Origin of the sequence: Paenibacillus barengoltzii NBRC 101215 (assembly GCF_004000745.1) — a bacterium.
Taxonomy (GTDB): domain Bacteria; phylum Bacillota; class Bacilli; order Paenibacillales; family Paenibacillaceae; genus Fontibacillus; species Fontibacillus barengoltzii.
Genome location: NZ_BILV01000020.1, coordinates 1 through 26,890, shown reverse-complemented (window position 1 = coordinate 26,890; position 26,890 = coordinate 1). Strand labels below are relative to the sequence as shown.

The window sequence follows — 26,890 nt, the reverse complement described above, 5'->3', positions numbered from 1 at the left end:
TGAGAAGGCATGCCAAATGTTTTGCAAAAACGTTGGTACGGTTACCAGACCGTATGGATGTTCATGCTCCAGTTGCTGCTCGTCATCTTCGTCTCCTTCTTTAATTGGATCCTGGGACTGGTTTGCTTATGTCTCGTGAGTGTGCTGACCTTCAGCATGCTGCGGGCGGAGCGGCAGTTCCGCCAAGAGCTGATTCGCTACGTGACCGATTTGAATTACCGGATCAAACGGGTGGAAGGCGAGGCTGTCAGTAAGCTTCCGTTTGGTTTGATCCTGTATAGCGAAGAACGGACAGTTGAGTGGCATAATCAGTTCGTGGCTGGCATGTACGACAAAGATTCCGTCGTGGGCCAACCGCTGTCCGAGCTGCTGCCGCAGCTCCCCTTGCCAAGTAAAGACAAGAAGGATGCGGCGGGCGCTCGGACCACGGCAGAAGTCATGGTCGGGGAGCGTTACTATGAGCTTACCGTCGATGCGAACGAGCGCATCATTTATCTCCATGATATGACGGAGCTGGCGGTACTGCGCAGACGGTACGAAGACGAACGGGCTGCGCTGGGGATCGTGCTGCTGGACAATCTGGATGAGGCCACCCAGGGCATGGATGACCAGCAGCGCACCGCCTTAATCGCTCGCGTGGCGACGGCGATTACGGAATGGGCCAAACAGTACCGCGTGTACTTGCGGCGACTGTCCTCTGAGCGATATCTGATGATTCTGAATCAGAAATCGCTGGACGAACTCGAGCAGAGCCGGTTCGTCATTCTGGACGAGGTCCGCGAAATGACCGCGGACCTGAAGGTGCCGATTACGCTCAGCATCGGCCTCGCTTTTGGCGCCGAGCGCTTCAGTGAGCTGGGCGAACTCGCCCAGTCCAGCTTGGATATGGCGCTCGGCCGCGGGGGCGACCAGGCCGCAGTCAAGGCCGGTCAGCGGCTCTCGTTCTATGGCGGGAAATCCGGCGCCATAGAGAAGCGGACGCGCGTCCGCGCCCGCGTCATCGCGCATGCCTTGCGCGATTTGATGCAGGAGAGCGACCGCGTCATCATCATGGGCCATCGCGTGCCGGACCTCGACGTGATCGGCGCCTCCATCGGCGTGCTGAAGGCTGCCGATATGTACAAGGTCGAGGCCCACATTGTACTGGATGGCCCGAACCCGGCGATCGAGCGCCTGATGGAGCGCATCGGCAAAGAAGAGACCTTGCTCCGGCGGTTTATTTCGCCGGAGCAAGCCATGCATTTGATGACCGAGCACACGCTGCTCGTACTTGTCGATACGCATAAGGCTTCCATGACGATGGAGCCTCGGCTTGTGGAAGAAGCAAGCCGCGTCGTCATCGTGGACCACCACCGCCGCGGCGAGGAATTTGTAACCGACGCGGTGCTCGTCTACCTGGAGCCTTATGCTTCCTCAGCCTGCGAGCTCGTCACCGAGCTGCTGCAGTACATTCACGAGAAGGTGGAGCTGAGCCCTCTGGAAGCGACGACGCTGCTCGCAGGCATCACCGTCGATACGAAGCATTTCGCGCTTCATACCGGCTCGCGGACGTTTGAGGCCGCAGCGTTCCTCCGCCGAAATGGAGCGGACACGGTGATGGTGCAGCGATTGTTGAAGGAAGATTTGCAGGAGTACATCGCCAAGGCCGATATCATCAAGCATGCCCGAATGATACACGGGCATATCGCTTTGGCGGTGACGGAGCCGAATCGCAAAATTCCACAGATGTTAATTGCTCAAGTCGCGGATACGCTGCTGAATATGACCGGCGTCCTGGCGTCTTTTGTGATCAGCGAGCGGCCAGACGGCTTAATTGGCATCAGCGCCCGGTCGCTGGGGAACATGAACGTGCAGGTGGTCATGGAGCGGCTGGGCGGTGGCGGACATTTGACGAATGCGGCGGTTCAGTTGGAAGGAACCCAGGCGGAAGCGGAGAAGAAGCTGCTCGCCGTGCTGGATGAAATAGAGAAGGAAGAGGGGTTGTTCGAATGAAAGTGATCTTCTTGCAAGATGTTAAGGGTCAAGGGAAAAAAGGGGAAATCAAAAATGTCTCCGAAGGGTATGCGCAAAACTTCCTGATTCCGCGCGGGCTGGTACGTCCGGCAACGGAAGGCAACGTGAAGACGCTGGAGCAGCAAAAGGCGGCGGAGCAGAAGCGGAAGCAGAAGGAGAAGGAAGAGGCCATCGAGCTTGGCAAGAAGCTGGAGGAGATGACCGTGCAGCTGAAAGCGAAAGCCGGGGAAGGCGGCCGCCTGTTTGGGGCGATTACGAGCAAGCAGGTTGCCGAAGCGCTGGAGAAGGCGGGCATGAAGCTGGATAAGCGCAAGATCGAAATGCATGAGCCCATCCGGACGCTGGGTGTGACGCAAGTGCCGGTGAAGCTGCACCCCGAAGTGAAATCGACGTTGAAGGTTCAAGTGACGGAGGAATAAGATGAGCGGCGATCTGTTTTTTGACCGGATCCCCCCGCAAAATCTTGAAGCTGAGCAAGCGGTACTCGGGGCAGTGCTGCTGCAATCGGAAGCACTCATTACCGCGATGGAGCGGGTGCGGACCGAGGATTTCTACGATAAGCCTCATCAATTAATCTTTGAAGCGATGGTTCAGCTCGGTGAGGAAGGCAAGCCGATCGACCTCGTGACCTTAACCGCCAGGCTGAAGGACCGCGGTGAGCTGGAGGAAATCGGCGGTGTCAGCTATTTGGCCAAGCTGGCTCATGCTGTGCCGACGGCAGCCAACGTGGATTATTACGCGCGGATCATCGAAGAGAAATCGATGCTGCGGCGCTTGATCCGCACGGCCACGCAAATCGTCAGCGACGGTTATGCCGGCGGCGAAGATGTAGCCGATATGCTGAGCGATGCTGAGCGGCGCATTCTGGAGATCTCCAACCGCCGTTCGGGCAGCGGGTTTATCCCGATTCGCGATGTGCTGATGGAAGTGTTCGAGCGCGTTGAGACGCTGCATCAGAACCGCGGAACAACCACCGGGATTCCTTCCGGGTTCGTTGATTTAGACCGCATGACGGCGGGCTTCCAGCGCAGTGACTTGATTATCGTTGCGGCGCGCCCTTCCGTAGGTAAAACGGCGTTTGCCTTGAACATTGCCCAGAATGTCGCCGTACGAGCGAAAGAAACCGTGGCCATCTTCAGTCTGGAGATGTCCGCAGCTCAGTTGGTGCAGCGGATGATCTGCGCCGAAGCGAACCTCGATGCCAGCGTAATGCGGACCGGGGATTTCAAGAGCGATGACGATTGGGCGAAGCTGACGATGGGGATTGCGGCCTTGTCGGAAGCGGAGATTTATATTGACGATACCCCTGGCGTAACCGTGGCGGATATCCGGGCGAAATGCCGCCGGCTCAAGAAGGAACGCGGTCTGGGCATGATCGTGATCGACTACCTGCAGCTGATCCAAGGCCGGGGCAAACCCGGCGAGAATCGGCAGCAGGAGGTCTCGGAAATCTCCCGGACCCTCAAGCAAATTGGCCGGGAGCTGGAAGTGCCCGTGATCGCCTTGTCTCAGTTAAGCCGGGGCGTTGAGCAGCGGCAGGACAAGCGTCCGATGATGTCTGACCTTCGGGAATCGGGTTCCATCGAGCAGGACGCCGATATCGTAGCGTTCCTGTACCGGGACGATTATTACAACCAAGAAACCGAGAAGAAGAACATTATCGAAATCATCATAGCGAAACAACGGAACGGCCCAGTAGGGACCGTTGAGTTGGTGTTCTTGAAGAACTTTAACAAGTTCGCCAATTATGAGCGGGCGCATGCGGATGCGTTCGCAGGTTAGGCTGAACTGAGAACAGGAATCCTCTTGATCCAAGGACTGACGATCTTCGTCAGTCCTTTTTTTTCGTGTTTGGGATAGATTTCGAGTTAAACAATCGAACCTTCCACTCTCATCTATGGGACAATCTAGGGGATTAAACCAGAAATCTAAACAATTTTCGACACATTCCATATCATGGAATATATGCCTGAGACTTATCTGTACGCGTTAAGGAATGTCTGTATAATTTAGAACTGTAAGGAAATGAAAATTGCGGAAAGAGGGTGTAATTATAAGTTTCAACTCACTGATCGGTCAAGCTTCTTGGGGCTCGTAATCCAGTAGAAAAATAAAATGGGGGAGAGGATGGAGATGGAAATGAACGGCAAGCCAGATGTGCGGGATTGGTTCCCAAGTGAAGACGGAAATCCGGCACAGCGGAAGCGAATGTTAGATCTGATCGAACAACTGGTTCGCGGCGTGGATGAGTTGAAGGATCCCGATGGCGTTAACCTGAAAGGGGAGAAACGGCGGGATGCCAATTTTTACGGCCGGCTGGCGGCGGAAAGCGTGATCCCCAAAGAAGGTGCTCCGATGGAAAATGTCAACGAGGAGTTGCTCAAGCTGCTGCACGGCCATCCCTATCATACGAAATACTTTTTTACGAATATTTTGCCCATGGCTTCAATTCCCGGCATGCTTGGGACGCTGACGGCCATGTTGGTGAATGGGAATAACCTATGGGATGTTTATGGGCCAGCCGGCGCCGAGGCAGAGGTTCGGGTCATCGCCATGATGTCCAAGCTGGTCGGCTACGATGCCGAAACCAGCGGGGGATATACCACGTGGGGCGGGCAGGGGGCCGTCTTTTCCGGCCTGCGTATTGCGATCGCCAAAGCAGCACCGAATGCGATGAAGCAGGGGGTTCCCAACAACCTGTTCGCGTTCTGTTCCGAGGCAGCTCATTACAGCTTGCTCAAGTCGGTGGAAGCCACCGGGCTCGGCAGCGATCGACTGGTGAAGGTCAAAACCTTACCCGACAGCTCCATGGATATTGCCGATTTGAAACGGAAACTGGAGACGGTCGCCCGAATGGGAGGCGTGCCGGTATATATCGTAGCTACGACAGGAACGACGGATGCCATTGGGATTGACGATATCAGCCAAATTCGTGCCGCCGCGGAGGAAAACGCGGAACGGTTTGGTTTGCCATGCCCGCATATCCATGCGGATTCTGCCCTTGGCGGTTTCTTTGCCTTCTTTAATGACTACGATATGGAACAAAATCCGCTGGGGTTCAGTGAAGGCGTTCTCGCCATGCTGGAGCCGATCCGGCGTAAAATGCAGATGCTCTCGCTCGCGGATTCCCTGTGCTTTGATTTTCAGAAGCTGGGCCAGGCTCCGTATGTCTCCAGTTTGTTCCTCTTGAAAAATGCGGCCGATCTCAAGCTCATGGATCTGGATGCGGAGGATACGCCGTACGTAGGTCACCGGGGATATGGCGAATACCATACCGGCTATACGTTGGAATGCTCCCGGATGGCAAGTTCGATCAGCATGTACAGCTTGTTGCTGTCCTTTGGTACAGAAGGGTATCAGCGCTTGTTGGGGCAGTTCCTGGAAGTGAACCGGGTGTTCCGCGAGCAGCTGATAGCAGAAATTCCGCAGGCGGACATTGCGAATCCAGACAATCCGGGCATCTCTACGCTGATTCGCATCTATTTGCCGGGAAGCCCGAGGTTTGCCGACGAAATCGAGGGGACGTGCTCCGCACGGGAGATCGAGCGCAGCAACCAGCTTAACGAGCGGTTGTTCGAGAAACTGGGGGAACGTCGCGACCGGATGTTCTTTGGTGATACGAAGAAACATCTGTTGGTGGGCTCGTCCGAAGGGCTGGAGATTCCGCTGTACGTGAGCAAATTTTTCGTGATTTCGCCGCATACCCGGCCGGAGCATGTGCATGAAGTCGTGCAGTATTTGAAGGAATGCATAACTGAGGTATGTGAAGCATCTGGCGTACCGGCAGTGAACTAAGCAATGACCTAAACAATGACCGCAACATATTAATCAATCCAGGAGATGAACTCGCAGTGAAAGATAAAATAAAACGTTTACTGTTCGGACATATCTCTTCAAAGATCATGTTAGGTACGACAGGTTTGCTCCTGATCGCGGTGCTTTGCTTCATCGGGCTGCTCACCATCGTGAATTCCACGCTGAGCGGCAAGCTGAAGAACGAGCTGGATCACCGGCTGGAGAGCAATATCCGCATCGTACAAAGCGAATTGGAGCGGATTGAAGGCAATAAGCTGGAAATCGACGGCATCGACAGCCCGCTGTATCAAGAAACCCGTGAAGCGATGGACCGGCTGAAGGAATTATACAATTTGGAGAACGTGTATATTTTGTCCAATGACGGCGGCACGGAGCGTATCATCGCTTTGTCTGACACCGAAGGCGACTACAACTTGGAATATCCGTTTTCTGATGAGATGAAACAGGCCATTACCAACGACCAAGAAACGATTAGCAGCATTTATAAAGATGAGTTTGGCGTACATAAATCGATGTTTGTTCCTTTGAAAAATGAAAACGGCACGACCGCCGGGCTGCTGGGTATCGATCTTGATGCCTCTGTCATTCCGGAAACCGCCTCGGCGGTGTTATGGTACAGCTTCGCGATCACCATTCTGGTTCTTGTCATCGGTTTGCTGTTCGCTTACCTGCTGGGCCGGATGATTGCGAAGCCGATCCGAACGCTGGTGCAGGTGACGGATCGTTTTGCGACCGGGGATTTGACCCAGGAGATCGAAATTCGCAGCCGCGATGAGGTCGGTCGGTTGGCGGAGGCGTTTGATACGATGCGTTCGAATATGAAACAGTTAATCGGTCATATTTCCGCTTCATCCCTCGAGGTATCGGGAACCAGCGCCCAGTTGATGCAAGTTGCTAAAGAGTCCAGCGAAAGCGCGCAGCAGGTGGCGGTTTCGATGAACAATATGAGTGAAGGCATTAACGAGGTCGTGGAATCGATCACTCATAGCTCCGCCTCGGTGCAGGAAATCCAACAACAGTTAAGCGGCGTTGTCGCCGATGTGAACACGATGCAGTCTATTGCCGAGAAGGTCAGCAAGCAATCGTCCGAGGGCCAAAACATGGTGGACGAGACACTGCGTCATATGAACAAGATCGAACAGGTCATGCAACACTCGGAAACGATGGCCGGACAACTGGAGGATCACTCCCGAGAGATCGGCGAAGTGATCAATATGATTACGGAGATCGCGCAGCAGACGAATCTGTTGGCGTTGAATGCCTCCATCGAAGCGGCGCGCGTTGGCGAAATGGGTCGCGGCTTTGCCGTGGTCGCCGGCGAAGTCCGCAAGCTGGCAGAGCAATCGGCTGAAGCCGCCTCGTCGATTACCGAACTGGTGGCCGGGACGCAGGAAAACAGCCGACTCGTTATAGAAAGCATCGGCGAAGGCAGCCGGGCAATTGAAGAGGGCCAGGAATGGATGAGCAAGACACATCAAAATTTCCGCGAAATCTTTCAGGGCATCAGCGATTTCTCGGCCCGTACCGATCAACTGCTGCAGTCGTTGCTGCTGGTGGAAAACTCCTATCACAGCATTTCCGCCTCGGTACAGCAAATTTCCGGAGTGACCCAAGAGCAGGCCGCTTCTTCCGAGGAGGTCGCAGCCGCGTCTGAACAACAGAGCGCAGCCATGCAGGAAATCGCCGGGGCGATTCGCCAGCTCTCGGTATTGTCTGAGAATTTGCAGCAGGCTGTGGCGATTTTTAAACTTTAAGCAAGATTTGCGTATTATTTCAGTGATTCAAGGTGCCTTTGCCAATCTAGGCTCTGCCTGGATTCGGCGAGGCATCTTCTTTTAAAAACAGTAATTCCGAACATTTGTAAAATTAAACAGAAGCATCGTTCGCTTTTTAATTTGACTTTAAAAATGGAGACTGTTAAACTGGTATTGCTGCGTTAAAGCGATAGATGGTCGGATTAACGTTAGCAGCGCGTTTGTTAGCGCGTACAATTATGGAAAAATGTCGGATCAGCCTAAGGATGGCGGCAAGCCATCGGCAAGACGAAGGCTGTCTTTTGCAATGTTCAAATACAGGTGCTTGACGCACCAAGCGGGGGAATGTACATGTCAACGGTAGTCGTTGTAGGAACGCAATGGGGAGACGAAGGTAAAGGTAAAATCACGGATTTCTTGGCGGAAAGCGCCGATGTGGTGGCCCGTTATCAAGGCGGTAACAACGCCGGTCACACCATTCTGATCGACGGCAAGAAGTACAAACTCACCTTGATTCCGTCAGGCATCTTTAATCAAAATAAACGCTGTGTGATCGGCAATGGGGTTGTGATCAACCCGGCTGCCCTGATCGATGAAATCAACTACGTGGAAGAGAACGGATTTAGCACGAAGAATCTTGTGATCAGCGACCGGGCGCATGTGATTTTGCCGTATCATCTGGTCTTGGATAAGCTGGAGGAAGAACGTAAGGGAGAGAACAAGATCGGAACGACCGGGAAAGGGATCGGGCCGGCGTATATGGACAAAGCTTCCCGCAACGGGATTCGGATCGCGGATTTGATGGACCCAGAGGAGTTTGAATCGAAGCTGCGTCACATCATGAAGGAGAAGAACCATCTGATCGAGACCATTTACGGCGGGCAGCCGCTGGACGTGGAGGAAGTGCTGCAGCAATATCTGGGATATGCAGAATTTCTGCGCCCGTACGTTGCGGACACGTCGGTGGTTTTGAACGATGCGATTGATGCCGGACAGAAGGTGTTGTTCGAAGGCGCGCAAGGCGTCATGCTCGACATCGACCAAGGCACCTATCCGTTCGTAACCTCGTCCAATCCGTCGGCTGGCGGAGTCTGCAACGGCAGTGGTGTAGGACCTACGAAGATTCATCAAATCATTGGGGTGGCTAAAGCATACACCACCCGTGTCGGCGACGGTCCGTTCCCGACCGAACTGTTCGACGAAGTGGGCGACATGATCCGGGAGACAGGTCATGAATACGGAACGGTTACCGGGCGTCCGCGTCGGGTAGGCTGGTTCGACAGCGTGGTAGTCCGCCATACGCGGCGCGTCAGCGGCTTGACCGGGCTGTCGCTGAACTCCTTGGACGTGTTGACCGGTCTCAAGACCGTCAAAATCTGCACTGGCTATAAATACCGCGGTGAGATTATCACTCACTATCCGGCTAGTCTCAAGGTGCTTGCTGAATGCGAAGCGGTGTATGAGGAAATGCCAGGTTGGTCGGAGGATATCTCGGGTGCGAAAACGCTGGAGGATCTCCCGGAAACAACCCGGAATTACGTCCGCCGGATCTCGGAATTGACCGGTGTGCCTATCGCGATTTTCTCGGTTGGCCGTAACCGCAGTCAAACCAATCAGGTGTTGCCAATCTACGAATAATTCAATAGATAGACGATTCAGACGATTTCTAAACCGCCGAACGAGCGATGTGTTCATCCTCGGTCGGCGGTTTCTTTTTCGAGTTTCGGTTCCTTGCTTAGGTTGAAATCTGGTTTTGCCGTCCATACTGAAGGTTGAGAGACTAGATTCTTAGGCAGTGGGAGGATACAAACGATGAAATGGTTCGGATGGATCTTGAAATTATGCGTAACGATCGTAGCGGTTAGTTTATTAACCGTGGCCACAACGGGATATATCGTCAATTCGTATATCCAATCTTTACTCAGCAGTTATAACCTGCCGATCACCGCAGAAGCTCCTAGCTTTAGCGGGATGATGAAGGGCATGCTGGGACTAGGCGGTGCCTCAAACCGTACGGATCAGGCAAAAGGGGAGGATAAAGTAGATAACCGTGCGGACAAGACGAAGGACGATGCGGCGGATTCATCCTCTGGCGGCAGTGGAGAGAGTGGTACCTCCGGGGGGGCGACAACGGGGACGAATGGAACCCCGGCTAGCGGCAAGGATCTAGGCACGGAGGGGAAGGACGCCAACACCACAGATGAAAATGCACCGGAGGATGCTTTGCCGGTGATGGGCGGAATGAGTGGCGGAGAAGCAATGGGCGAGGATCAGCAGGTGGTCGTGACGCCGGATGATCTCGTGGCCAAGAAGAAGGAACTGCCGGATCAGCAGAAGGAGGAAATTTTTGCGATCCTTATGAAGAAGCTGCCACAAGAGGAAATGCAAATGTTGACTGTCGCCCTGGAAGGTGGTTTGACGGAAACGGAAATGATTAACATTGAACAGGTTCTGTCAAAACATTTGGATAAAACGGAATACGCCAAGGTCATGGAATTGTTAAAAAAATAAAATCGCTTTAATTGCCTGATCTAAAGGGAATGTCAGCGCTAACATTCACAGGATTGTAAATTCAATAAACTAGCTTGCTTACTGACCAAACCGTGAGAACCCGCTTGTTAAGCGGGTTCTTTGCTTTTGACCGAAAGTTGATAATTTTCACCCCACTGTGTTAAAGTAATCAATAGTGATTAAAGGTTAAAATTTTGAAACCATTTCAAGTCGAATCGAGTCGATGGATAAAAGGAGATCGGTATGAAAGGTTTTACGGGAAAACGCTGGCAGCTGTGGCGCGTGAACGATTCTCGGACGCAAGAGCAACACAGCCGCCCGGAAAACGATTCAGAGATATCCGAACCAGAGAGCAGGCGAAAATGGCGTGATCTTCTTAAGCCCCGCAAGCTTGTCTTAGCCGGAGCCGCTGTGGTTGTCATTGCCGGAGCGGTCTATTGGGGAGGCCAGCAATACGTTAAGGCGAATACGGTATCTTATTACCGGGTTTACGTCGGCGGGAAAGAAATTGGCACGATCGCAAGTGAATCGCAATTACAGGCTCTGATTGCACGTAAGGAGCAGGAATATAAGCAAAAATATCCGGATGTGGAGATGGCAGTGAATACCGAGGGCATCACCATCAAGCCGGAGCAGGCCTACAAGGCTGACGTGGATGCGGAGTCTACGCTCGACGAGCTGTACGGGATGCTAACCGGGTACGCCAAAGGTGTGGAGCTGAAGGTGGACGGCAAAGTGATCGCCGTGGTGAAGGACCAGGCGGCCGCCCGAGAGGTTCTGGAACAGGTGAAATCGAAATATGCACCGGATGTGGCTGTCAGCACGCTGGCTGCTAAAGTGAAACGAACTGGCGGGAGTAAGTCAGCCCAAGCGAAAACAAAGGCCTCCAGCGCAACGTTGGAAACGGTGGAAATCGCTGAAGACGTGAATCAGGGAGAGATCAAGGCCGATCCGAACAAGGTGATGAGTCCAGAGGAAGCGGTACGAAAGATCCTTCAAGGGGACGAGGCAGCAATTCAATATGAAGTCCAGGAAGGGGATACGATCTCGTCGATCGCGGCCCGTTTTGGTGTGTCACAGAAGGAGTTGTTTGCGAACAATCCCGGGATTGAAGAGCTGACGCTGCAAATTGGAACGTTGCTCAACGTGAAGGCGGTGCAGCCGGCCCTAACGGTTCGTACGGTGGAGCATGTAACAGAGGAAATTGTTACGGAACCGCAGGTGATCATTAAGAAGAATGCCAGTATGCGTGCAGGAGAAACGAAAGTGATTTCTCCAGGTTCCAGCGGCCTCAAGACCATGGAGTACAGGATCACGAAGGAAAACGGCATCGTGGTCAATGAAGAATGGCTGGGCCAGGAAGTCACGAAGAAGTCTTCGCCGAAGATCGTTGTGCGCGGCACGAAGGTTGTGTTAGGTGAGGGCACCGGGCAGTTTGCCTGGCCGGTATCCAGCGCGAAAATGACAAGCAGCTACGGCGAACGTTGGGGACGGACACATAAAGGCGTTGATTTGGTCTCCTCCAACCGCAGCATCTTAGCTGCCGATGACGGCGTTGTTACCTTCGTTGGAACGAAGTCGGGTTACGGAAACTGCATCATCATTGACCACAAGAATGGCTATGAAACGTTGTACGGTCATTTAAGCAAAATCAGCGTGAAGAAAGGTCAAGTCGTCGAGAAGGGCGACAAGATTGGCGTCATGGGCAGCACCGGGCGTTCGACCGGCACGCATTTGCATTTTGAGATTCATAAGAACGGCAGCATTCAGAATCCGTTGAAATATCTATAAGATGTGAGTCCGTCTCCTGTAAGGGGGATGGGCTTTTTTTGTGGATTTGGGCGGGTATAGGTTTTGGCTCCCTTTGTTTGAGGATTATCCCGTTTCATCAGGCGGTGGAAATAAGAGCAATGGGATTCTATCGATCTATCTTCTCTCTGAGCCAAGGGGATAATCGCATAAACAGGCGACAGTAAAAGGTATACAGGGAGGAGATGAATGCGTGCTGTCAATCGTTACCGTCTCCGAAGATAGCTGATGCGGTGCCAGATATGGTAAGATAGAGGGAGCAAAAGCCCATGGCTGAAAGTTGGGGTGAACTTGATTCATGCAAGGAAAAATTCTAGTCGTGGATGACGAGAAACCCATTGCGGATATTTTAAAATTTAACTTGGAGAAAGAAGGCTATGAGGTCGTGCTTGCCTTCGACGGGATTGAGGCCACTCAGCTGGCCTTCTCCGAACAACCAGACTTGATTCTGCTCGACTTGATGCTGCCTGGCAAGGATGGAATGGACGTATGCCGGGAGGTGCGGGCGAAGCTCGAGACTCCGATCATCATGCTGACTGCGAAGGACGGAGAGATCGATAAGGTGCTGGGCTTAGAGCTGGGCGCTGACGATTATGTGACCAAGCCTTTCAGTACCCGGGAGCTGTTAGCTCGAGTGAAGGCGCAGATGCGGCGTCAGCAGAAGGCTGCCGCAGCGGCCGAAGGTGCGGAGGACACGAAGCAGGGCATCAGTCTGTTCGAGTTGTTTATCGACACGGATATGTATACGGTCTATAAGAACGGCGAGCCGCTGGACCTGACACACCGGGAGTTCGAGTTAATGCATTATCTGGTGAAGAACTCAGGCAAAGTGATGACCCGCGAACACTTGCTGCAAGCAGTATGGGGCTTTGAGTATTTTGGTGATGTTCGCACGGTGGACGTGACGATTCGCCGCTTGCGCGAGAAGATCGAGAAGGACCCCAGCAAGCCGGAATACATTTTGACGCGGCGCGGGTTGGGGTATATGATGCGAAGCTCCAAGGCGGGTGGACTCTAGAATGAATCTGCCCTCTTTTTTTCGCACGATCCAGGCAAAACTGATTATTATTTACGTGCTGCTCATCCTGATTGCCATGCAACTGATCGGGGTGTATTTCGTGAGCGCGATGAAGACCTCGCTGACCAGCAACTTTACCAAGGAGCTGCAGGAGCGAGCGGAGCTGCTCTCCGTGTTGGCGGCACAAAACCTGGGCGTGACTGGAGAGTCGGCGGAGGAATCGTTAGAGAATTTGCGTGTATTGGTTAACAACTTGTTTAATATCGGCGGGGCCGAGATTCAGGTGCTCGATGCGAGCGGCAAGGTGCTGACGACGTCCAAGCCCTCCCATGCCGATTACGTCGGCACGAAGAACACGCAGACCGTCGTCAGCCGGGCTCTGCAGGGCATCCGCGATAACGAGGAGTATATCATCGACGAGGACAACGTCCGGAAGAAGGTCGTCGCCAAGCCCGTTGTCAGCGGCGGGAAGATCGTCGGGGCTATTTACATTGCGGCGTCAATGAGCGAGCTGTACAGTACGATGGAGCGGATTAACAATATTTTTATCTCCGGGATCTTGCTGGCGCTGGGGTTGACGGCGGTATTAGGTGTGATTTTGGCGCATACGATCACCTCGCCGATTAAGGAGCTGACGCGGCGGGCGACGGCGGTGGCTGAAGGGCAGTTCCATCAGAAAATGCCGGTGCTTGGCAATGACGAAATCGGCCAACTCAGCAAGGCATTTAACTACATGACCAGCCGTTTGCGCGATGCGCTGGCGCAGAACGAGGAAGAGAAGGAGAAGCTCGCTTCGATCCTCACGAACATGAGCGACGGGGTGATCGCCACCGACGAGACCGGCCGGGTCATCCTGATGAACCGGCGTGCGAGCGAGATGCTGGGGACATCGGATAAGGATCTCGATCGGGCCGATATCATGTCGCTGTTGAACCTCCCAGATGAGGAGCGGGACGTGCTGGAGCAAGGAACGATGCATTCGACGATCCTGGAGAATACCGGGCCGGACGGTGACGTCTTCCTGATCCGGGTGACGTTTACACCGATCCATCGGCGGGAAATTGGGATCATTGGCACGATCGCCGTCCTCCAGGACGTTACCGAGCAAGAGAAGCTGGAGGCGTCGCGGCGGGAGTTTGTCGCGAACGTATCGCATGAGCTGCGGACGCCGCTGACGACGATCAAGAGCTATACCGAGGCGCTGGAGGATGGCGCGATGGAGGATCCAGAGCTTGGACCGCGGTTCGTGTCCGTAATTCAGAGCCAGACCGAGCGGATGATCCGTCTGGTCACAGATCTGCTGCATTTGTCGCGGTTCGACTCGCATGAGGCCGAACTGCGAAAGCAGCCGACGAACGTGATGGAGATGCTGGAGGATGTGGTGGATCGGTTTTCTTTTCAGATGCAGGAGAAAGAGATCAAACCCACGTTGTTTATTGCCAGTGACGTGGACACGGCCTGGATTGACCGCGACCAGATTGACCAAGTGCTGGACAATCTGTTCTCCAATGCGATGAAATATACGCCGGAGGGCGGCGTCATAGCGCTAGAAGCTCGCTTAACCGATGACCGCCAACTGGCCATTTCAGTGCAGGATAACGGGATCGGGATTCCAAAGAAGGACCTGGACCGGATTTTTGAACGGTTCTATCGCGTGGATAAGGCGCGTTCACGGAATATGGGCGGGACGGGCCTTGGCCTATCCATTGCCCGGGAAATTGTAAAAGCCCACGGCGGGACCATTTCTCTGCAGTCCGAATTGGGCAAAGGCACGAAGGTGACCTTTACGTTGCCGGCGGAGAAGCAAGGAGGCGAAGCGCGGTGAAAGAGAAGGTCAAATCGCTGACGCTGGCCTTGCTGGTCGCGTGCAGTTTGGTACAGAGTTATTTTCTTATCTATCAGTTGCCGGGCAGCAATCCGGTGGTCAAGTCGGAGAGTGACTATATCCGTACGGAGAACATGGGAACCACCTTGGAAGCCGATGTGATGCTCTTTCCGGCGCATATCGCCGTGCATTTGGGTGAGGAACGGCACACCGTGTTTTATCCGGATTCGACGTTCTACAAGTTGATTTATAACCGGCTGAAGGGCCGTCAGTTCGACGGGTTCCAGCGCTATGACATCGATAATATGAATTGGACGGAGATTCGCAGCAAGGATATCGGGGTGGAACTGGACTTTGGCGGAGGCGTTCCTGTAGAACTGCTGCAGAAGGTGATGCAGATCGCACCGGATCCGTTGTTTGACGCGGAGAGCGTGAACCGGTTGATGATCTTTAACTCGGGCAGCGACGATCAGGTGCGGGTGTTCTTCTTTAGCTCGCGAGGCGATGTGGTCTACGAGGCAACGAAAGCCGACTTGACGGTGCAGGACGTGCAGCAACAGGTGGATTTCGGTAAGGATTGGGTGCCGTACACGTTAACGGATGGGTATTATGTCCCCGAGAAGTCGATTGATTTGGTTGAAACCGGCTTGAACATCGGGTTATATACGACCGAGCAGATGCAGCGAAGCTTGTTCTTTGATCCGAGCATCACCCGGTACATCCGGGAGAAAGACGGCTCCGAAATCTACACCGACAGTAAACGCAGCCTTCAGGTCAAGCAGAACCGAAACTGGATCAACTACACCGATCCGGCCGCACCTTCAGCGGGCGAGAACAGCCCAAGCAAGAACGTGCTGTCGGCGATTGACTTCGTCAACCAACATGGCGGCTGGAATGGAACTTACCGGTTGGAGCAAACGACGGAAGGCGTTGAGGAAGACCAGCATCGGGTGGTGTTCCAGCAGTATTACGGCACAGGGCAATTTGGCTCTTTCCCGATCCTTGACCTGTCGACGTTCCATTACGGAGCGATCTCGTTGGAAATGCGTCAAGGCACCATCACCGGCTATGAACGGTCGTTGATTTACGGCTCCGGCGGCAATTGGGAGAAGAAAGTCGTCTCTCTGCCCGGCGGCAAGGCGTTGCGGGAGAGCATCGCGGCGCTGAAGGCGGAAGCGCGTATTGCTAACTTGTATCCGGCCTACCTGCCCTCACTCACCGAGCAAGGGCTGCTGTTGAAGCCAACTTGGGTTGTTGAGCTCAGCAACGGTGCGACTCGGGTGCTCACCTTGGAAGCGGTGGAGAAGGCAGGAGCAGATGTGGAGGAAGCTGATGAGACTGACGAAGCTGGGGATGGCTCCAGCACGGCTGCGAATTAGTGCTCCCATGGGGTTGTGTGATGCCGAGGCAGATGTTCATGGTTGGTGCTGGTGGTAGGGTGAAGGTAGTGTAGGTCTGAGATGTAGACGATAAACACGTTCTTCTAACGGACTCAGGCGCCGTTATTAGGACGAAAACTTGATGGCTCTTCACGCTAACGGCCCCAGAAGACGCTATTCGGTTGATACGATAGCAATGTACTTCACTTGAGGGGCAATAAGGTCACTGGAGTCCGTTCGGTTGGGAAATCGTCGGGAAAACCATCATTAACGTCACTACGGTCCGTTAAATTGATGTGAACATGATTTTAACGAAAGGGGGGGTGAACCATGGATTGGGGACGGGCGAAAAATGTGTTGATTTACGCCTTCTTGTTGCTGAATCTGGTGTTGGGTTATCAACTGTGGAACGACCTGCGGGAGCAGGCCGACTCCAACCTGGATATCACCGCCCTGGAAAATAACACGCAGCAGGCAATGGACGAGAAGAACATTCGCGTGCTGGCCAAAATTCCGACGGAAACGCCGGAGCTGCCCAAAATCGCTTACCGTTTCCTAGACGATGCGCAAAGCGGCAAGATGGTCGAGTTGCCGGTGCCGGTGGACAGCAGGTTGATTTTTTCGCCGCGGGAGTTAGCAGCTGCACTCAAGGGCAGCATCCCGGACATCGGGGATTACCGCTATGATGAAGTAGCGAGCAGCGCCGACGTGTTCGTTCTGCACCCGCTGGTGGACGGGAAATGGCCGCTTTTCAAAATCGAGCTTAAGCTGCTGGGCAGCAATCAGAAGATCATTTCGTACCAGCGTCGGGCGATTGAGATCAGTTATCCGGAGGAGGAGAAGCCGCAGCGTGTGCTCTCCGCCTCCAAGGCGCTGGGCAACCTGATTGAGAATTTCTTGCCGGAAGGCTCGGTGGTCACGGAGGTTGAACTGGGTTATTACGGCGAGGTGTTCGATTCGGACGCGCATCTGCCGGCAGCTCCGGCGTGGCGATTTATGCTGGAGAGCGGTAAGGAGTATTACGTACAGGGCATCAGCGGTGATGTCATTAGTCCGAATACAGAGAAAACGAAGGAGTAATGGGAGACTATGGGGATCCGATTTTCGGTGCTGTCGAGCGGTTCGACGGGAAATGCAACACTGGTGGCCAATGGGGAAGTCACACTGATGATTGATGCCGGCTTTAGCGCCAAACGCATCGAGGAGCTGATGATGGAGCGCGGGGTAAGCGGGCAGGATTTGACAGGCATTCTGGTTACGCATGAGCATTCGGACCATATCAAAGGTTTAGGTGCGGTGGCGCGAAAATACAATCTTCCGGTATACGCCAACGAGAAGACGTGGGCCGCTATGGAAAAGGCGATTGGGAACCTCGCAGACGACCAACGCTGTATCCTGGGGACCGGGGAAACCCGCGATTTCGGCTCGCTCCGTGTAGAATCGTTCGCCATCTCGCATGACGCTGCCGAGCCGGTGGGCTACAACTTCTACGACGGCAAGGAGAAGCTGAGCGTGTGCACCGACCTGGGCTATGCCAGCGACAAGGTGAAGGAAGCAATATATGATGCCGATGTGCTGGTGCTTGAGGCGAACCACGATATCGAGATGTTGCGGATGGGACGATATCCGTGGAACATCAAGCGGCGCATCCTCGGCGACTTGGGTCACTTGTCCAACGACGCGACCGGGGAACTGATGAGCGAAATTCTGAACGGCCGTCTGAAGCGGACGTATCTGGCTCACCTCAGCCGCGAGCACAATATGCTTGATCTAGCCAAGATGGCGGTTCGCAGCGCCATGGAGGATCGCGGTTGCTTCTTCAAAGACAGTGAGTTCAAGCTATGCGACACGTACTATGATCGGCCGACGCCGTGGGATGTGGTAAGCGAACGGTAGGCGGCGGGAGGAACGGTGGCTGAACAAGTGTCAAGCGGGGGCTTTCGCTGAAATCGATATGATTTTTCGAGTAGATTGTGTTACGGATCGAGGAGAACGTTGAATTGTACTCGATTTTTCATATAGAATTCGGTCGATTGCCCTTCTGAGGCGAGAATGTGTATGAAAAATCGAATAGATTCGGTCGAAATCGCCGAAAATGGCGAATTGTATTTGATTTTTCGCGTACATTTACATTTACTAATTGCGAAGACAAGAAGACCGCCTGGTTGGGATGGCATCCCTCAGGCGGTCTTTGTATTATAGTTCCCACCCTGGCAAATACGCCTTGGTGTTGTTCAGCATGGTGGTGAACAGCTCCTCTGCTTGCGAAGGCGTCAGGGTGGAGAGCAGCGGATCGTTCAGGAAGGCGCGGAAGGCCAAGTCGCGATCCTTGGTTAAGGCAGCTCTCAGAATCGTCTCCTGGTTGTAAACGTGCCGGCTCACCAGATTGTTGATGTCCTCCGGTAAGCTGCCCGCCATCACCGGCTGGACGCTGTTCGCGCTAAATACGGCGTTCGTCTCCACAACGGCGTTCAGCGGCAGCGAAGCCACTTGACCGAGGTTCGGCAGGTTGACGTTGGTGATCAACGGAGCACTGACGCCGGTCAAGCTGAGCAGCATCGCGATTCCTTCCTCGCCGCTAGATTTGAGCGAAAATGTCTCTTCGCCGGCAACCAGTCGCCGGCTGCGCTCCCGCAGCTTCTGCAGATTGTTAATCCGCCAATCGACGGTGGTCAGGCCGAACTTCCATTGTTTTACGTGCTCGGGGCTCCGCAGATACCAGGTGTTTGGCATAAATTCGGCTAAATGGCGGTCACCCGCAGCGGCGATCAGGCCGAAGCGGCGGAACAGATCGAAATGAATACGGTTCGCGGAGGCGAAGCTGTTGTTCATCCAATGGTCTTTATGCCCATGGGTGCTAAAACCTTCTTCAGCATACTTCTCGGCAAAAGCCTGATACAGCGGGAACAGATCAGTACCGCGATAGGAAGCGCGGTCCAACCAGGTGAAATGGTTGATCCCCAGCACGTTCACCTCGATCTCTTGGCGGCGGACACCGGTCACTCCCGCCATGTCTTCAAGCATTTCGGCCAGCAATTCCTGCGTGCCGAAGACCTCGTGGCAGCAGCCAAAGGCTTTGATGCCCGGGAAGACTTCGTACAGCGTGCGGGTCAATACGCTCATCGGGTTCGTGTAGTTAATCACCCAAGCGTTGGGTGCATGATCGCGAATGGCCTCAGCGATTTCTACGTACATTGGGATGCTGCGCAGCGCACGTATCGTTCCGCCCGGGCCGACGGTATCGCCGACAGATTGATAGATGCCGTAAGCCTCCGGCGCATGCACGTCGGAGCGCATCTCCTCAAACGTTCCGGGAAGGATGGAGATGATCACGAAGTCGGCACCCTTCAGCGCTTCTGGCAGGATCTGCACCGCTTCATAACGCCAGCGGCCCACTGCATCCGGATGATCTTGCAAACGGTTACCAATGATCTCATTCGCTTGGGCTGCCGCAAAGTCGATATCGTATAGGGCTACATGTCCCGAAAGCGCCGGTTCCAGAGCCAAGTCGCTCATTAACCCCCAGGCCCAGCCGCGGGAACCGCCGCCGATATAGGCGATTTTCAAATGTTTGACCGTGGTGGCTTCTTGCATATCGTTCACTCCCTTGATTGATGTTACAATAAACATAGAGCAAAAATAGAAAGGTTACTGCACTAATTTTGTTGATTTGAGTGGATATTCTACATTTTTTGCTGTCGTTAGATGCGCGTGGTGGGAGGGAGCAGAATGACGTTGGAAGGACAATTAGCACCGATTCGCCGGAGGCTGTTTATCGAAGCGGCGAAGCAACCCGGGCGGTTCTCGATGGATGGGGAGCATTTTCACGATGCTTGGGAGATTTATTATCTGGTATCCGGTGAACGGTGTTACTTCATCAAGGATCAAATCTATCGCATCAGCGCGGGCGATCTCGTGTTGATCCCGGTGAATGTCCTGCATAAGACGTCACCCGCGGGGAAGCTGTCGCAGCCACATGAGCGGATTCTGGTGAACTTCCGTACGGAGGTGGTAAACGCGTTGCTGCCCGGAAGGGAGGAAGCGCTGGAGCAACTTTTTGTAAGGTACCCAGTTCTTCGTTTAAACGCCGAGGAGCAGCAGCTTGTGCAACCGCTGTTCGCTCGTATGCTGGCAGAGCAGAAGCAGCAGGCCGTTGGATATGAGGAATATTGCCAACTGCTGTTGGCGGAGTTGCTGCTTCACCTGCTTCGCATGGCGAACGGCCGGCCGAGTTATGATGGGGAAGACGGGGGCGAACAGCGCCCCTATCGGGAAATCGCCGAAGTGGCCCGCTACATCAATACGCATTATGACGAGAATCTCAGCCTAAGTGAACTCGCCGATCGCTTTCATCTCAGCCCATACTACCTCAGCCATCTGTTCCCCAGAGTCACCGGACTGACGTTGGTCGCTTACATCAACCGCGTTCGGATCGAGGAGGCATGCGCACTGCTGCGCGAAACGGAGCTGCCCGTGACCGAAATCGCATACCGCGTTGGCTATCAAAGCGGCACTCACTTCGGCCGCGTGTTTAAGAAGGCCAAGGCGGTATCGCCACAAAGCTACCGGCGCGAGCAGCGGATGTTTAGCGGCGGAGCGGGAGTGCGGTAAAAATAAAACCCCTCCGTCAATAGACGGAAGGGTTTGGTGCGTACTTAAGAGACGGTCAGGCTTGCTTATTAAACGGTGGGATAGGGGGGCGGGGTCATGAAGCCGTCGATTTCGAGCGCTTTTTTCTCGATTTCCTCCCGGGTTAAGATCCCCTTCTCTATAAGCAGCTCCATAATAGCGCTTAAAGTCACCAGCTGGTGATAATGCTCCTCCTTCATATCCGCCAGCTTGGCGAGCACATTCACTTCATTCATCGGTGTGGAATAATAGGAATCCATGGTTTACCTCCCTCAGATGACCGTACAAGGCGCACGGTGATGATGTTTCTTCGCTTGGTCTGCGATGATGTAGCCAGCGGAAGTTGGTTAAAATTGCCGTCATTTCTCTGTTCAATTTCTGCTTCTAAACCATCAAAATATGGTAAAATGAATCTATCAATCTATCGCATTAATACAGTGTAGTCAGGTGTATGGTCAAACATTCCAGTTTTCAGCAAAAAAAGCGGAAAACTTCTCAAATTTCAGGCAACCTATCTTCGGTTCATGGCGTTAATAAAAGTAAGGCTACACATGAATATGGCTTTGCTGTGACGGCATAAAGTTGAAGGGGACCTGTGCCTGGGGCAGATGGCATGTGATGATGCCGGTCCTTTTGGGAAGCATGATGGAGGGGGAGAATAGAGATGGGATGGTTTGACGATGACTTTTATTCCACCAAAGTTCCGGGGCGTATGCGGTTGTCCGAAGGCGGCAACTTGCGGCGTTGGCGCGGAAGGTCGCGCAGGCATCGCCTGGAGCTGTCCACGTTGCAGATCTCTTTAATCTCTTCCGTTCTTAGTGCGGTTGTGGCCGTGCTGTTATTCAGTTTCATTACGGGGCTTCCTTCCTCATCGAACCGACATGTGGCAACCAGCAGTGCAGTGTTGCTGTCGGATACCGGCGATCCTTTCGATCGGATCAGCTCTGCGGCGGCCAAGGTTGCACCTGCTGTGGTGAGCATCCTCAATCATGGGGAATTGTCCGATGGCGATCCGGAGCAGGCGGCATTGGGTTCGGGTGTGATTTTCAAGAAAGAGAAAGGCAAAGCCTTCATTATAACGAATACACATGTCATTAGCGGTGCAAGTGATCTGGAAATTGTGACAAGCAACGGAACCTCACGTAAAGCCGAGGTTATCGGACAGGATTCGATCAACGATATTGCGGTGCTGGCCATCGACGGACAAGGCATCGATACGGTGATCGAGCTTGGCGATTCGAAGAAACTGCGGGCCGGGGAAACGGTCATTGCTGTCGGCAATCCGCTGGGTCTTGGAGGAACGCTGACCTCGGGGATCGTGAGCTATACCAGCCGGATGATTCCGGTGTCGCTGAACCAGGATGGCGTATACGATTGGGAGCAGGAAGTGATCCAGACGGACGCGGCCATTAATGAGGGCAACAGCGGCGGAGCGCTGGTTGATCTGAACGGTCGGCTGATCGGCATCAATACGATGAAGATTTCCGATACGGGCGTTGAGGGATTGGGTTTTGCCATTCCGGTCAATGAAGTCATGAAGACGGTCGACGATTTGCTCCTGCACGGCAAGGTAGTTCGTCCTTATATGGGCGTCTACACGTTGGACCTCAACAACCGCTATTCTCCGATTACTGACGAGCAGCGCCAAGATCTCAACCTGCCGAACCATGTTACCGCAGGGGTAATTGTCTTGGAGGCGCATGGCCCGGCACTAAAAGCGGGATTGAAATTAAACGATGTCATTACCCAACTCGATAAGCAACCGATCAAATCGACGTTAGAGTTACGCCGGTATTTATATGAGCATAAGAAGATCGGGGATGAGTTGGAGGTTACGTATTACCGTGACGGCAACTTAGAGAAAGTAACCCTGGAGCTGACCGATAAGCCGTCGGATACGGAAATCGAACAAGGGTTAGACGATAACGAATAAAGCATATTTCATGGAGAGATTCCGAAGTCATGACAGACGTTAGTATAGAAGCGACTGGAGTGGGGGAGGAATCTCTTTTTTTGCGGGAGCTGAAGGAGGATGGAGATGAACGGTACCTTTTCGTTTTCGGGTAAACATCGGCGTCACCTGTTAGAGCAAATGGCGGGTTCCACGGAGCCGCTGGACCTGTTGGTCGTGGGCGGCGGGATTACCGGAGCTGGAATCGCCCTCGATGCAGTTGCGCGGGGAATGCGGGTAGGTCTGGTAGAGATGCAGGACTTTGCCGCGGGAACGTCAAGCCGTTCGACGAAGCTGGTCCATGGCGGCTTGCGTTACTTGAAGCAGCTGGAGATCGGCGTGGTGGCGGAGGTAGGGCGTGAGCGGGCGATCGTTTACGAGAACGGTCCGCATGTGACCACGCCGGAATGGATGCTGCTGCCGATTTATCGGGGTGGGACGTTTGGCCGGTTCAGCACGTCGTTGGGGCTGCGGGCGTACGACTTCCTCGCAGGGGTGAAGCGCGGGGAACGGCGCAGCATGTTGTCGGCAGCGGAGACGTTAGCGAAAGAGCCGCTGCTGAAGCAAGACGGTCTGCTGGGCGGCGGGTATTATGTGGAGTACCGCACGGACGACGCCCGCCTGACCCTTGAAGTGCTTAAGGAAGCAGCGGCCCGTGGGGCGATGGCGGTCAACTATGTCAAGGTGACCGGGTTCCGGTACGAAGGCGCGCAGCTGGTGGGTGCTGAGGTGACGGATCTGGCCGAGGGGCGGACGTATGAACTGCGCGCCCGGAAGATCGTCAACGCAGCAGGCCCGTGGGTGGATGCGCTGCGCGAGATGGACGGGTCGAAGCAGGGGAAAATGCTGCAGCTGACCAAAGGCGTGCACCTGGTGTTCGACCAGGGGCGGTTTCCGTTGCGGCAGGCGGTGTATTTTGATACGCCGGATGGCCGTATGGTGTTTGCGATTCCGCGCGATGGCAAGACCTACGTGGGCACAACGGACACGGTGTACCACGGCGAGATCCATCATCCGCGGATGACAGAGGCAGATCGCGATTATATCTTGAATGCGATTAACGGCATGTTCCCCGGGCTGGCGATCACGGCGGCAGACGTGGAGTCCAGCTGGGCCGGCGTGCGTCCGCTCATCTATGAGGAAGGCAAATCGCCTTCGGAAATTTCACGTAAGGATGAAATTTGGGAGTCGGCGTCCGGCCTGATCACGATCGCCGGCGGCAAGCTGACCGGCTACCGCAAGATGGCGGAGCTGGTCGTGGACCGGGTGGCCGCTAAGCTGAAGCGGGAATACGGACGGAGCTTCACCCCTTGTGCAACCCGGTTGCTGCCAATCTCCGGCGGGCAGGTGGGCGGCTCGCAAGGGCTGCCCGGCTTCGTGACGCGCAAGGTGCTGGAAGCATCGGAGCGGGGCATTCCGCAGGATCTTGCGGCCAAATGGGCGGCCAGATACGGCTCCAACGTGGACCGGCTGCTGGCTATAGCCGATGATGCGCTGACTGCGGGTGTGCCTGCTGACTCGTCCGGTGGAGCTCAGCTCCCGCTGGAAGTAGCGGTTCCGCTGCGGTATGCCTTAGAAGCGGAGATGGCGATGACGCCGGTGGATTTTTTTGTGCGGAGAACCGGGGCTTTGTTATTTGACATCGCTTGGGTGCGGCGTTGGAAGGCATCGGTCATCGATGAAATGTCCCTGTATTTCAACTGGCCGGAGGATGTGAAGCGCCGGCGGGCGGAAGAATTGGAGCAGGCACTTACGGAGGCGGTTTTCCCTATAAACGAAGAGTAAATCATTTGATAATCAGCATGTAAATGCAAATAAATGTAAAAAACTGCTGCAAGGATTTTCCCCTCGATCTGTCGAATTACATCGAAAAGAGCAAGCCAAAAGATCGAGGATGGAAAGAGGGCAGGGGTTCATGAAGAATGGAATGAAGCGCGGGATTCGCGGATTGGTGATTCTCGCGGGGGTCGGAGCCGTCTGGTTGGCTGCGGGATCCGCGGTACAAGCGGCTGCGGTGAACTTTAAAGATGTACCGGCAACCCATTGGGCATATGACAATGTCATGTGGGCGAAGAACAATGGAGTGACCGACGGGTATCCGGATGGCACGTTCCGCCCGGCACAGTCGGTGACGGAAGCGGAGTTTCTAAGCATGCTGGTGCGGGCCTATCCCGAGATTAAGCTGGATCAGGTGAAAGAGCAGGAGGCCTGGTATACGCCATATTACAACTTGGCCTCTGAATTGGCATGGCCGGTGAGCGATAAGCCGAATGAGCCGATTACACGCGGTTCCGTGGCTCGGTTGATGGCGGCCTTTTATGGGCAGAGCTTAAGTGAAGATGAGGCAGTCCAATGGATTCTGGCACAAGGCTTGGCTCAAGGGAAGAATGGTGCCGGTGTGGAAGGCTTCGCGCCTAAGGATGCGTTGTCGCGGGCGGAAGCGCAGACGTTCCTGTATCGGCTGAAGCTGACGCTGCCTAAGGCGACCAGCCCGGATTTGATCAAACCGGAAATCCAGCTGAAGGGCGTGGGTATCGGCGATTCGACAGAACGCGTGATTGAGCTGCTCGGCGAGCCGGCGCGCAAGGATGTTACGAACTATGGACTGGAATGGTACATCTATAATAAGGATTACAAGCATTATACGCAGGTTGGCGTAGCGGACGGCAAGGTTGTTGGCTTGTTTGGTAATCATGACGAGTGGCAGTTTGCGCCTGATGCGGAGAAAGGGCTGGAGAACCTGCGGAACAGTCTTGCGAGTATTTGGAAGAAGAGCGAGCGTCCGCCGCGGGAGTATGTCGAGACGTATACGCCGAGAGGGTTGTACATCAACCTGTATCTGGATAAGCACGAGAAGTACCGCGTGGACGGCGTGCTGCTGATGGACCAAAAGTTTACGGAGAGCCATGTGTATGCGCCGAATACACCGGAGTCGCTTAAGGCGACGGAGCGGGAGATTTTTGACCTGACCAATTCGTTCCGGGCGCAACGAGGCTTAGGCGTGCTGAGCTGGAATGAATCGGTGGCTGAGGTGGCGCGCGGGCATAGTCGGGATATGGCGGAACGGAATTATTTTGAGCATGATAATCCTGAGGGGAAGTCGGCCGGTGACCGCATGATGGCGCGCGGAATTCCGCAGTTCCGGGCTTGGGGTGAAAATATCGCCGCCGGTTACCTGGATGCCATCGACGGACATTATGGCTGGCTGAACTCCTGGGGTCACCGGGAGAATATGCTGGAGCCTGTATTCACGATGCTGGGTGTGGGTGCGGTAGATGGGCTCAGCAGCAGCGATTACAGAACGTACTACACGCAAAACTTCTATACGCCGTTGTAAACCTGTTCGGCCTTCTCTGCCTGTTCGGTTGGGTTGGCCAGCAGGGGAGGGACCGCTTGCCGGAAGTGACGGGGGCGGTTCCTTTTTTGCACGGAGTATGGTAGAAAAGATAAAGGACAACCTGTTAATACGTAAGTCGGCCGCAGGAGTGCGGTACAGAGAAAGGATGCTTTGACTATGTACGTCGTTTGCAAAGATCATGTGGAACTGGCCATCGATATGTTCGTGGATGAGTTTGAGGATGCCCCGGATGTGGTCGATTTGGAGCACACCAAGTTTATTGATTGGGAGCCGCCGGTGAAATGTCAGGAATGTGACCAGGAGGCGCGGTTTTTGGTGGTGTAAGTGCGGGGCAGGTGAAGGTGCTGGACCGGTGTCAGGTGACTGACAGGTGACTGGCGAGGCACACAACGGAATGAGACACAAAGAAACGGGGCGACGGCATGGGATGCGGGCCCCGCTTGTTTTTTTAGATATCTGAGTTTATGGACTTTGGACGGACGATAACGGAGGGTGTTACGGTGCAGATTCAAATCGTGGCGGTTGGCAAATTGAAGGAAAAATATCTGGTCCAGGGCATTGCGGAATACGCCAAACGCCTGGCGCCTTATGTGAAATTCCAAGTCGTGGAGGTGCCCGACGAGAAAGCGCCGGAGACGCTGAGCGAGGCGGAGCTCATCGGCGTGAAGGAGCGCGAGGGTGAACGCATCCTCGCGCAGATCAAGAGCGATGCGCATGTTATCGCGCTCGCGATTGACGGCCAGCTCTGGAGCTCGGAGGAGCTGGCCGCGGAGATCGACCGGCTCGGCACCTACGGGACGAGCCATGTCGTGTTCGTCATCGGCGGG

21 protein-coding genes are annotated in these 26,890 nt (G+C 54.4%); 19 read left to right on the top strand and 2 right to left on the bottom strand.

Annotated elements, in window-relative coordinates; all coding sequences use genetic code 11:
- Positions 1 to 9 precede the first annotated feature (9 nt).
- The 13 genes from PBA01S_RS07885 to PBA01S_RS07825 all read left to right on the top strand — a co-directional run bounded on the left by PBA01S_RS07885 (position 10) and on the right by PBA01S_RS07825 (position 18,021).
- Complete coding sequence (locus tag PBA01S_RS07885) at positions 10 to 1,992, top strand: DHH family phosphoesterase (RefSeq protein WP_028539294.1); 1,983 nt, start codon at positions 10 to 12, stop codon at positions 1,990 to 1,992.
- Positions 1,989 to 2,432: a 50S ribosomal protein L9 gene (gene rplI, locus PBA01S_RS07880; protein WP_127575743.1), complete on the top strand. Its 444-nt coding sequence runs from the start codon at positions 1,989 to 1,991 to the stop codon at positions 2,430 to 2,432. Before PBA01S_RS07885 ends, rplI begins: the two co-directional genes overlap by 4 nt.
- Position 2,433: 1 nt before the next feature.
- Entirely contained in the window at positions 2,434 to 3,795 is a 1,362-nt protein-coding gene (dnaB, locus tag PBA01S_RS07875) for a replicative DNA helicase (RefSeq protein ID WP_127575742.1), read from the top strand.
- A 351-nt stretch (positions 3,796 to 4,146) separates the two neighbouring features.
- On the top strand, positions 4,147 to 5,808 hold the full coding sequence (locus PBA01S_RS07870; protein WP_127575755.1) for a pyridoxal phosphate-dependent decarboxylase family protein: 1,662 nt from the start codon (positions 4,147 to 4,149) through the stop codon (positions 5,806 to 5,808).
- A gap of 107 nt (positions 5,809 to 5,915) precedes the next feature.
- Positions 5,916 to 7,583, top strand: coding sequence for a methyl-accepting chemotaxis protein (locus PBA01S_RS07865; RefSeq protein ID WP_164744123.1), 1,668 nt, complete (start codon positions 5,916 to 5,918; stop codon positions 7,581 to 7,583).
- 351 nt (positions 7,584 to 7,934) lie between these two features.
- On the top strand, positions 7,935 to 9,221 hold the full coding sequence (locus PBA01S_RS07860) for an adenylosuccinate synthase (RefSeq protein ID WP_127575740.1): 1,287 nt from the start codon (positions 7,935 to 7,937) through the stop codon (positions 9,219 to 9,221).
- 174 nt (positions 9,222 to 9,395) lie between these two features.
- The gene (locus PBA01S_RS07855; protein WP_127575739.1) at positions 9,396 to 10,094 is read left to right on the top strand and encodes a hypothetical protein; all 699 of its coding nucleotides are present in this window, start codon (positions 9,396 to 9,398) and stop codon (positions 10,092 to 10,094) included.
- Between the two features lie 243 nt (positions 10,095 to 10,337).
- Positions 10,338 to 11,885 carry a M23 family metallopeptidase gene (locus tag PBA01S_RS07850; RefSeq protein ID WP_028539289.1) on the top strand — a complete coding sequence of 516 codons (1,548 nt, stop codon included), beginning with the start codon at positions 10,338 to 10,340 and terminating at the stop codon, positions 11,883 to 11,885.
- Positions 11,886 to 12,201: 316 nt separating this feature from the next.
- Positions 12,202 to 12,921 (top strand): response regulator YycF, encoded by a 720-nt coding sequence (gene yycF, locus PBA01S_RS07845; protein ID WP_028539288.1) that lies wholly within the window; start codon positions 12,202 to 12,204, stop codon positions 12,919 to 12,921.
- Between the two features lies 1 nt (position 12,922).
- Entirely contained in the window at positions 12,923 to 14,746 is a 1,824-nt protein-coding gene (walK, locus tag PBA01S_RS07840) for a cell wall metabolism sensor histidine kinase WalK (protein ID WP_028539287.1), read from the top strand.
- The gene (locus tag PBA01S_RS07835; RefSeq protein WP_051417008.1) at positions 14,743 to 16,125 is read left to right on the top strand and encodes a YycH family regulatory protein; all 1,383 of its coding nucleotides are present in this window, start codon (positions 14,743 to 14,745) and stop codon (positions 16,123 to 16,125) included. The genes walK and PBA01S_RS07835 overlap by 4 nt, the downstream gene beginning before the upstream one ends.
- Positions 16,126 to 16,455: 330 nt before the next feature.
- Positions 16,456 to 17,205, top strand: coding sequence for a two-component system regulatory protein YycI (yycI, locus tag PBA01S_RS07830; protein ID WP_016314548.1), 750 nt, complete (start codon positions 16,456 to 16,458; stop codon positions 17,203 to 17,205).
- 9 nt (positions 17,206 to 17,214) lie between these two features.
- Entirely contained in the window at positions 17,215 to 18,021 is an 807-nt protein-coding gene (locus tag PBA01S_RS07825) for an MBL fold metallo-hydrolase (protein WP_009223382.1), read from the top strand.
- A gap of 300 nt (positions 18,022 to 18,321) precedes the next feature.
- Here PBA01S_RS07825 and PBA01S_RS07820 read toward each other — a convergent pair whose 3' ends face one another.
- A complete protein-coding gene (locus PBA01S_RS07820) occupies positions 18,322 to 19,719 on the bottom strand; it encodes a family 4 glycosyl hydrolase (RefSeq protein ID WP_127575738.1) in 1,398 nt (465 codons plus the stop codon).
- 135 nt (positions 19,720 to 19,854) lie between these two features.
- On the opposite strand from PBA01S_RS07820, the gene PBA01S_RS07815 reads away from it, so the two are divergent.
- Entirely contained in the window at positions 19,855 to 20,736 is an 882-nt protein-coding gene (locus PBA01S_RS07815) for an AraC family transcriptional regulator (RefSeq protein WP_016314544.1), read from the top strand.
- A 68-nt stretch (positions 20,737 to 20,804) separates the two neighbouring features.
- Here PBA01S_RS07815 and PBA01S_RS07810 read toward each other — a convergent pair whose 3' ends face one another.
- Complete coding sequence (locus PBA01S_RS07810; RefSeq protein WP_016314543.1) at positions 20,805 to 21,014, bottom strand: hypothetical protein; 210 nt, start codon at positions 21,012 to 21,014, stop codon at positions 20,805 to 20,807.
- A 404-nt stretch (positions 21,015 to 21,418) separates the two neighbouring features.
- Here PBA01S_RS07810 and PBA01S_RS07805 point away from each other — a divergent pair, with 404 nt between their 5' ends.
- From PBA01S_RS07805 to PBA01S_RS07785, 5 genes are all read left to right on the top strand, one after another.
- Positions 21,419 to 22,687 (top strand): S1C family serine protease, encoded by a 1,269-nt coding sequence (locus tag PBA01S_RS07805; RefSeq protein WP_085169949.1) that lies wholly within the window; start codon positions 21,419 to 21,421, stop codon positions 22,685 to 22,687.
- Positions 22,688 to 22,792: 105 nt separating this feature from the next.
- Positions 22,793 to 24,490: a glycerol-3-phosphate dehydrogenase/oxidase gene (locus PBA01S_RS07800; protein ID WP_127575737.1), complete on the top strand. Its 1,698-nt coding sequence runs from the start codon at positions 22,793 to 22,795 to the stop codon at positions 24,488 to 24,490.
- A gap of 130 nt (positions 24,491 to 24,620) precedes the next feature.
- Entirely contained in the window at positions 24,621 to 26,042 is a 1,422-nt protein-coding gene (locus PBA01S_RS07795; RefSeq protein ID WP_164744121.1) for a CAP-associated domain-containing protein, read from the top strand.
- Between the two features lie 177 nt (positions 26,043 to 26,219).
- Positions 26,220 to 26,387, top strand: a complete 168-nt coding sequence (locus tag PBA01S_RS07790) for a CxxH/CxxC protein (protein WP_009223395.1) — start codon at positions 26,220 to 26,222, stop codon at positions 26,385 to 26,387.
- A gap of 176 nt (positions 26,388 to 26,563) precedes the next feature.
- Positions 26,564 to 26,890 (top strand): 23S rRNA (pseudouridine(1915)-N(3))-methyltransferase RlmH (locus PBA01S_RS07785; protein ID WP_164744122.1); only part of this gene is annotated, 327 nt, incomplete at its 3' end.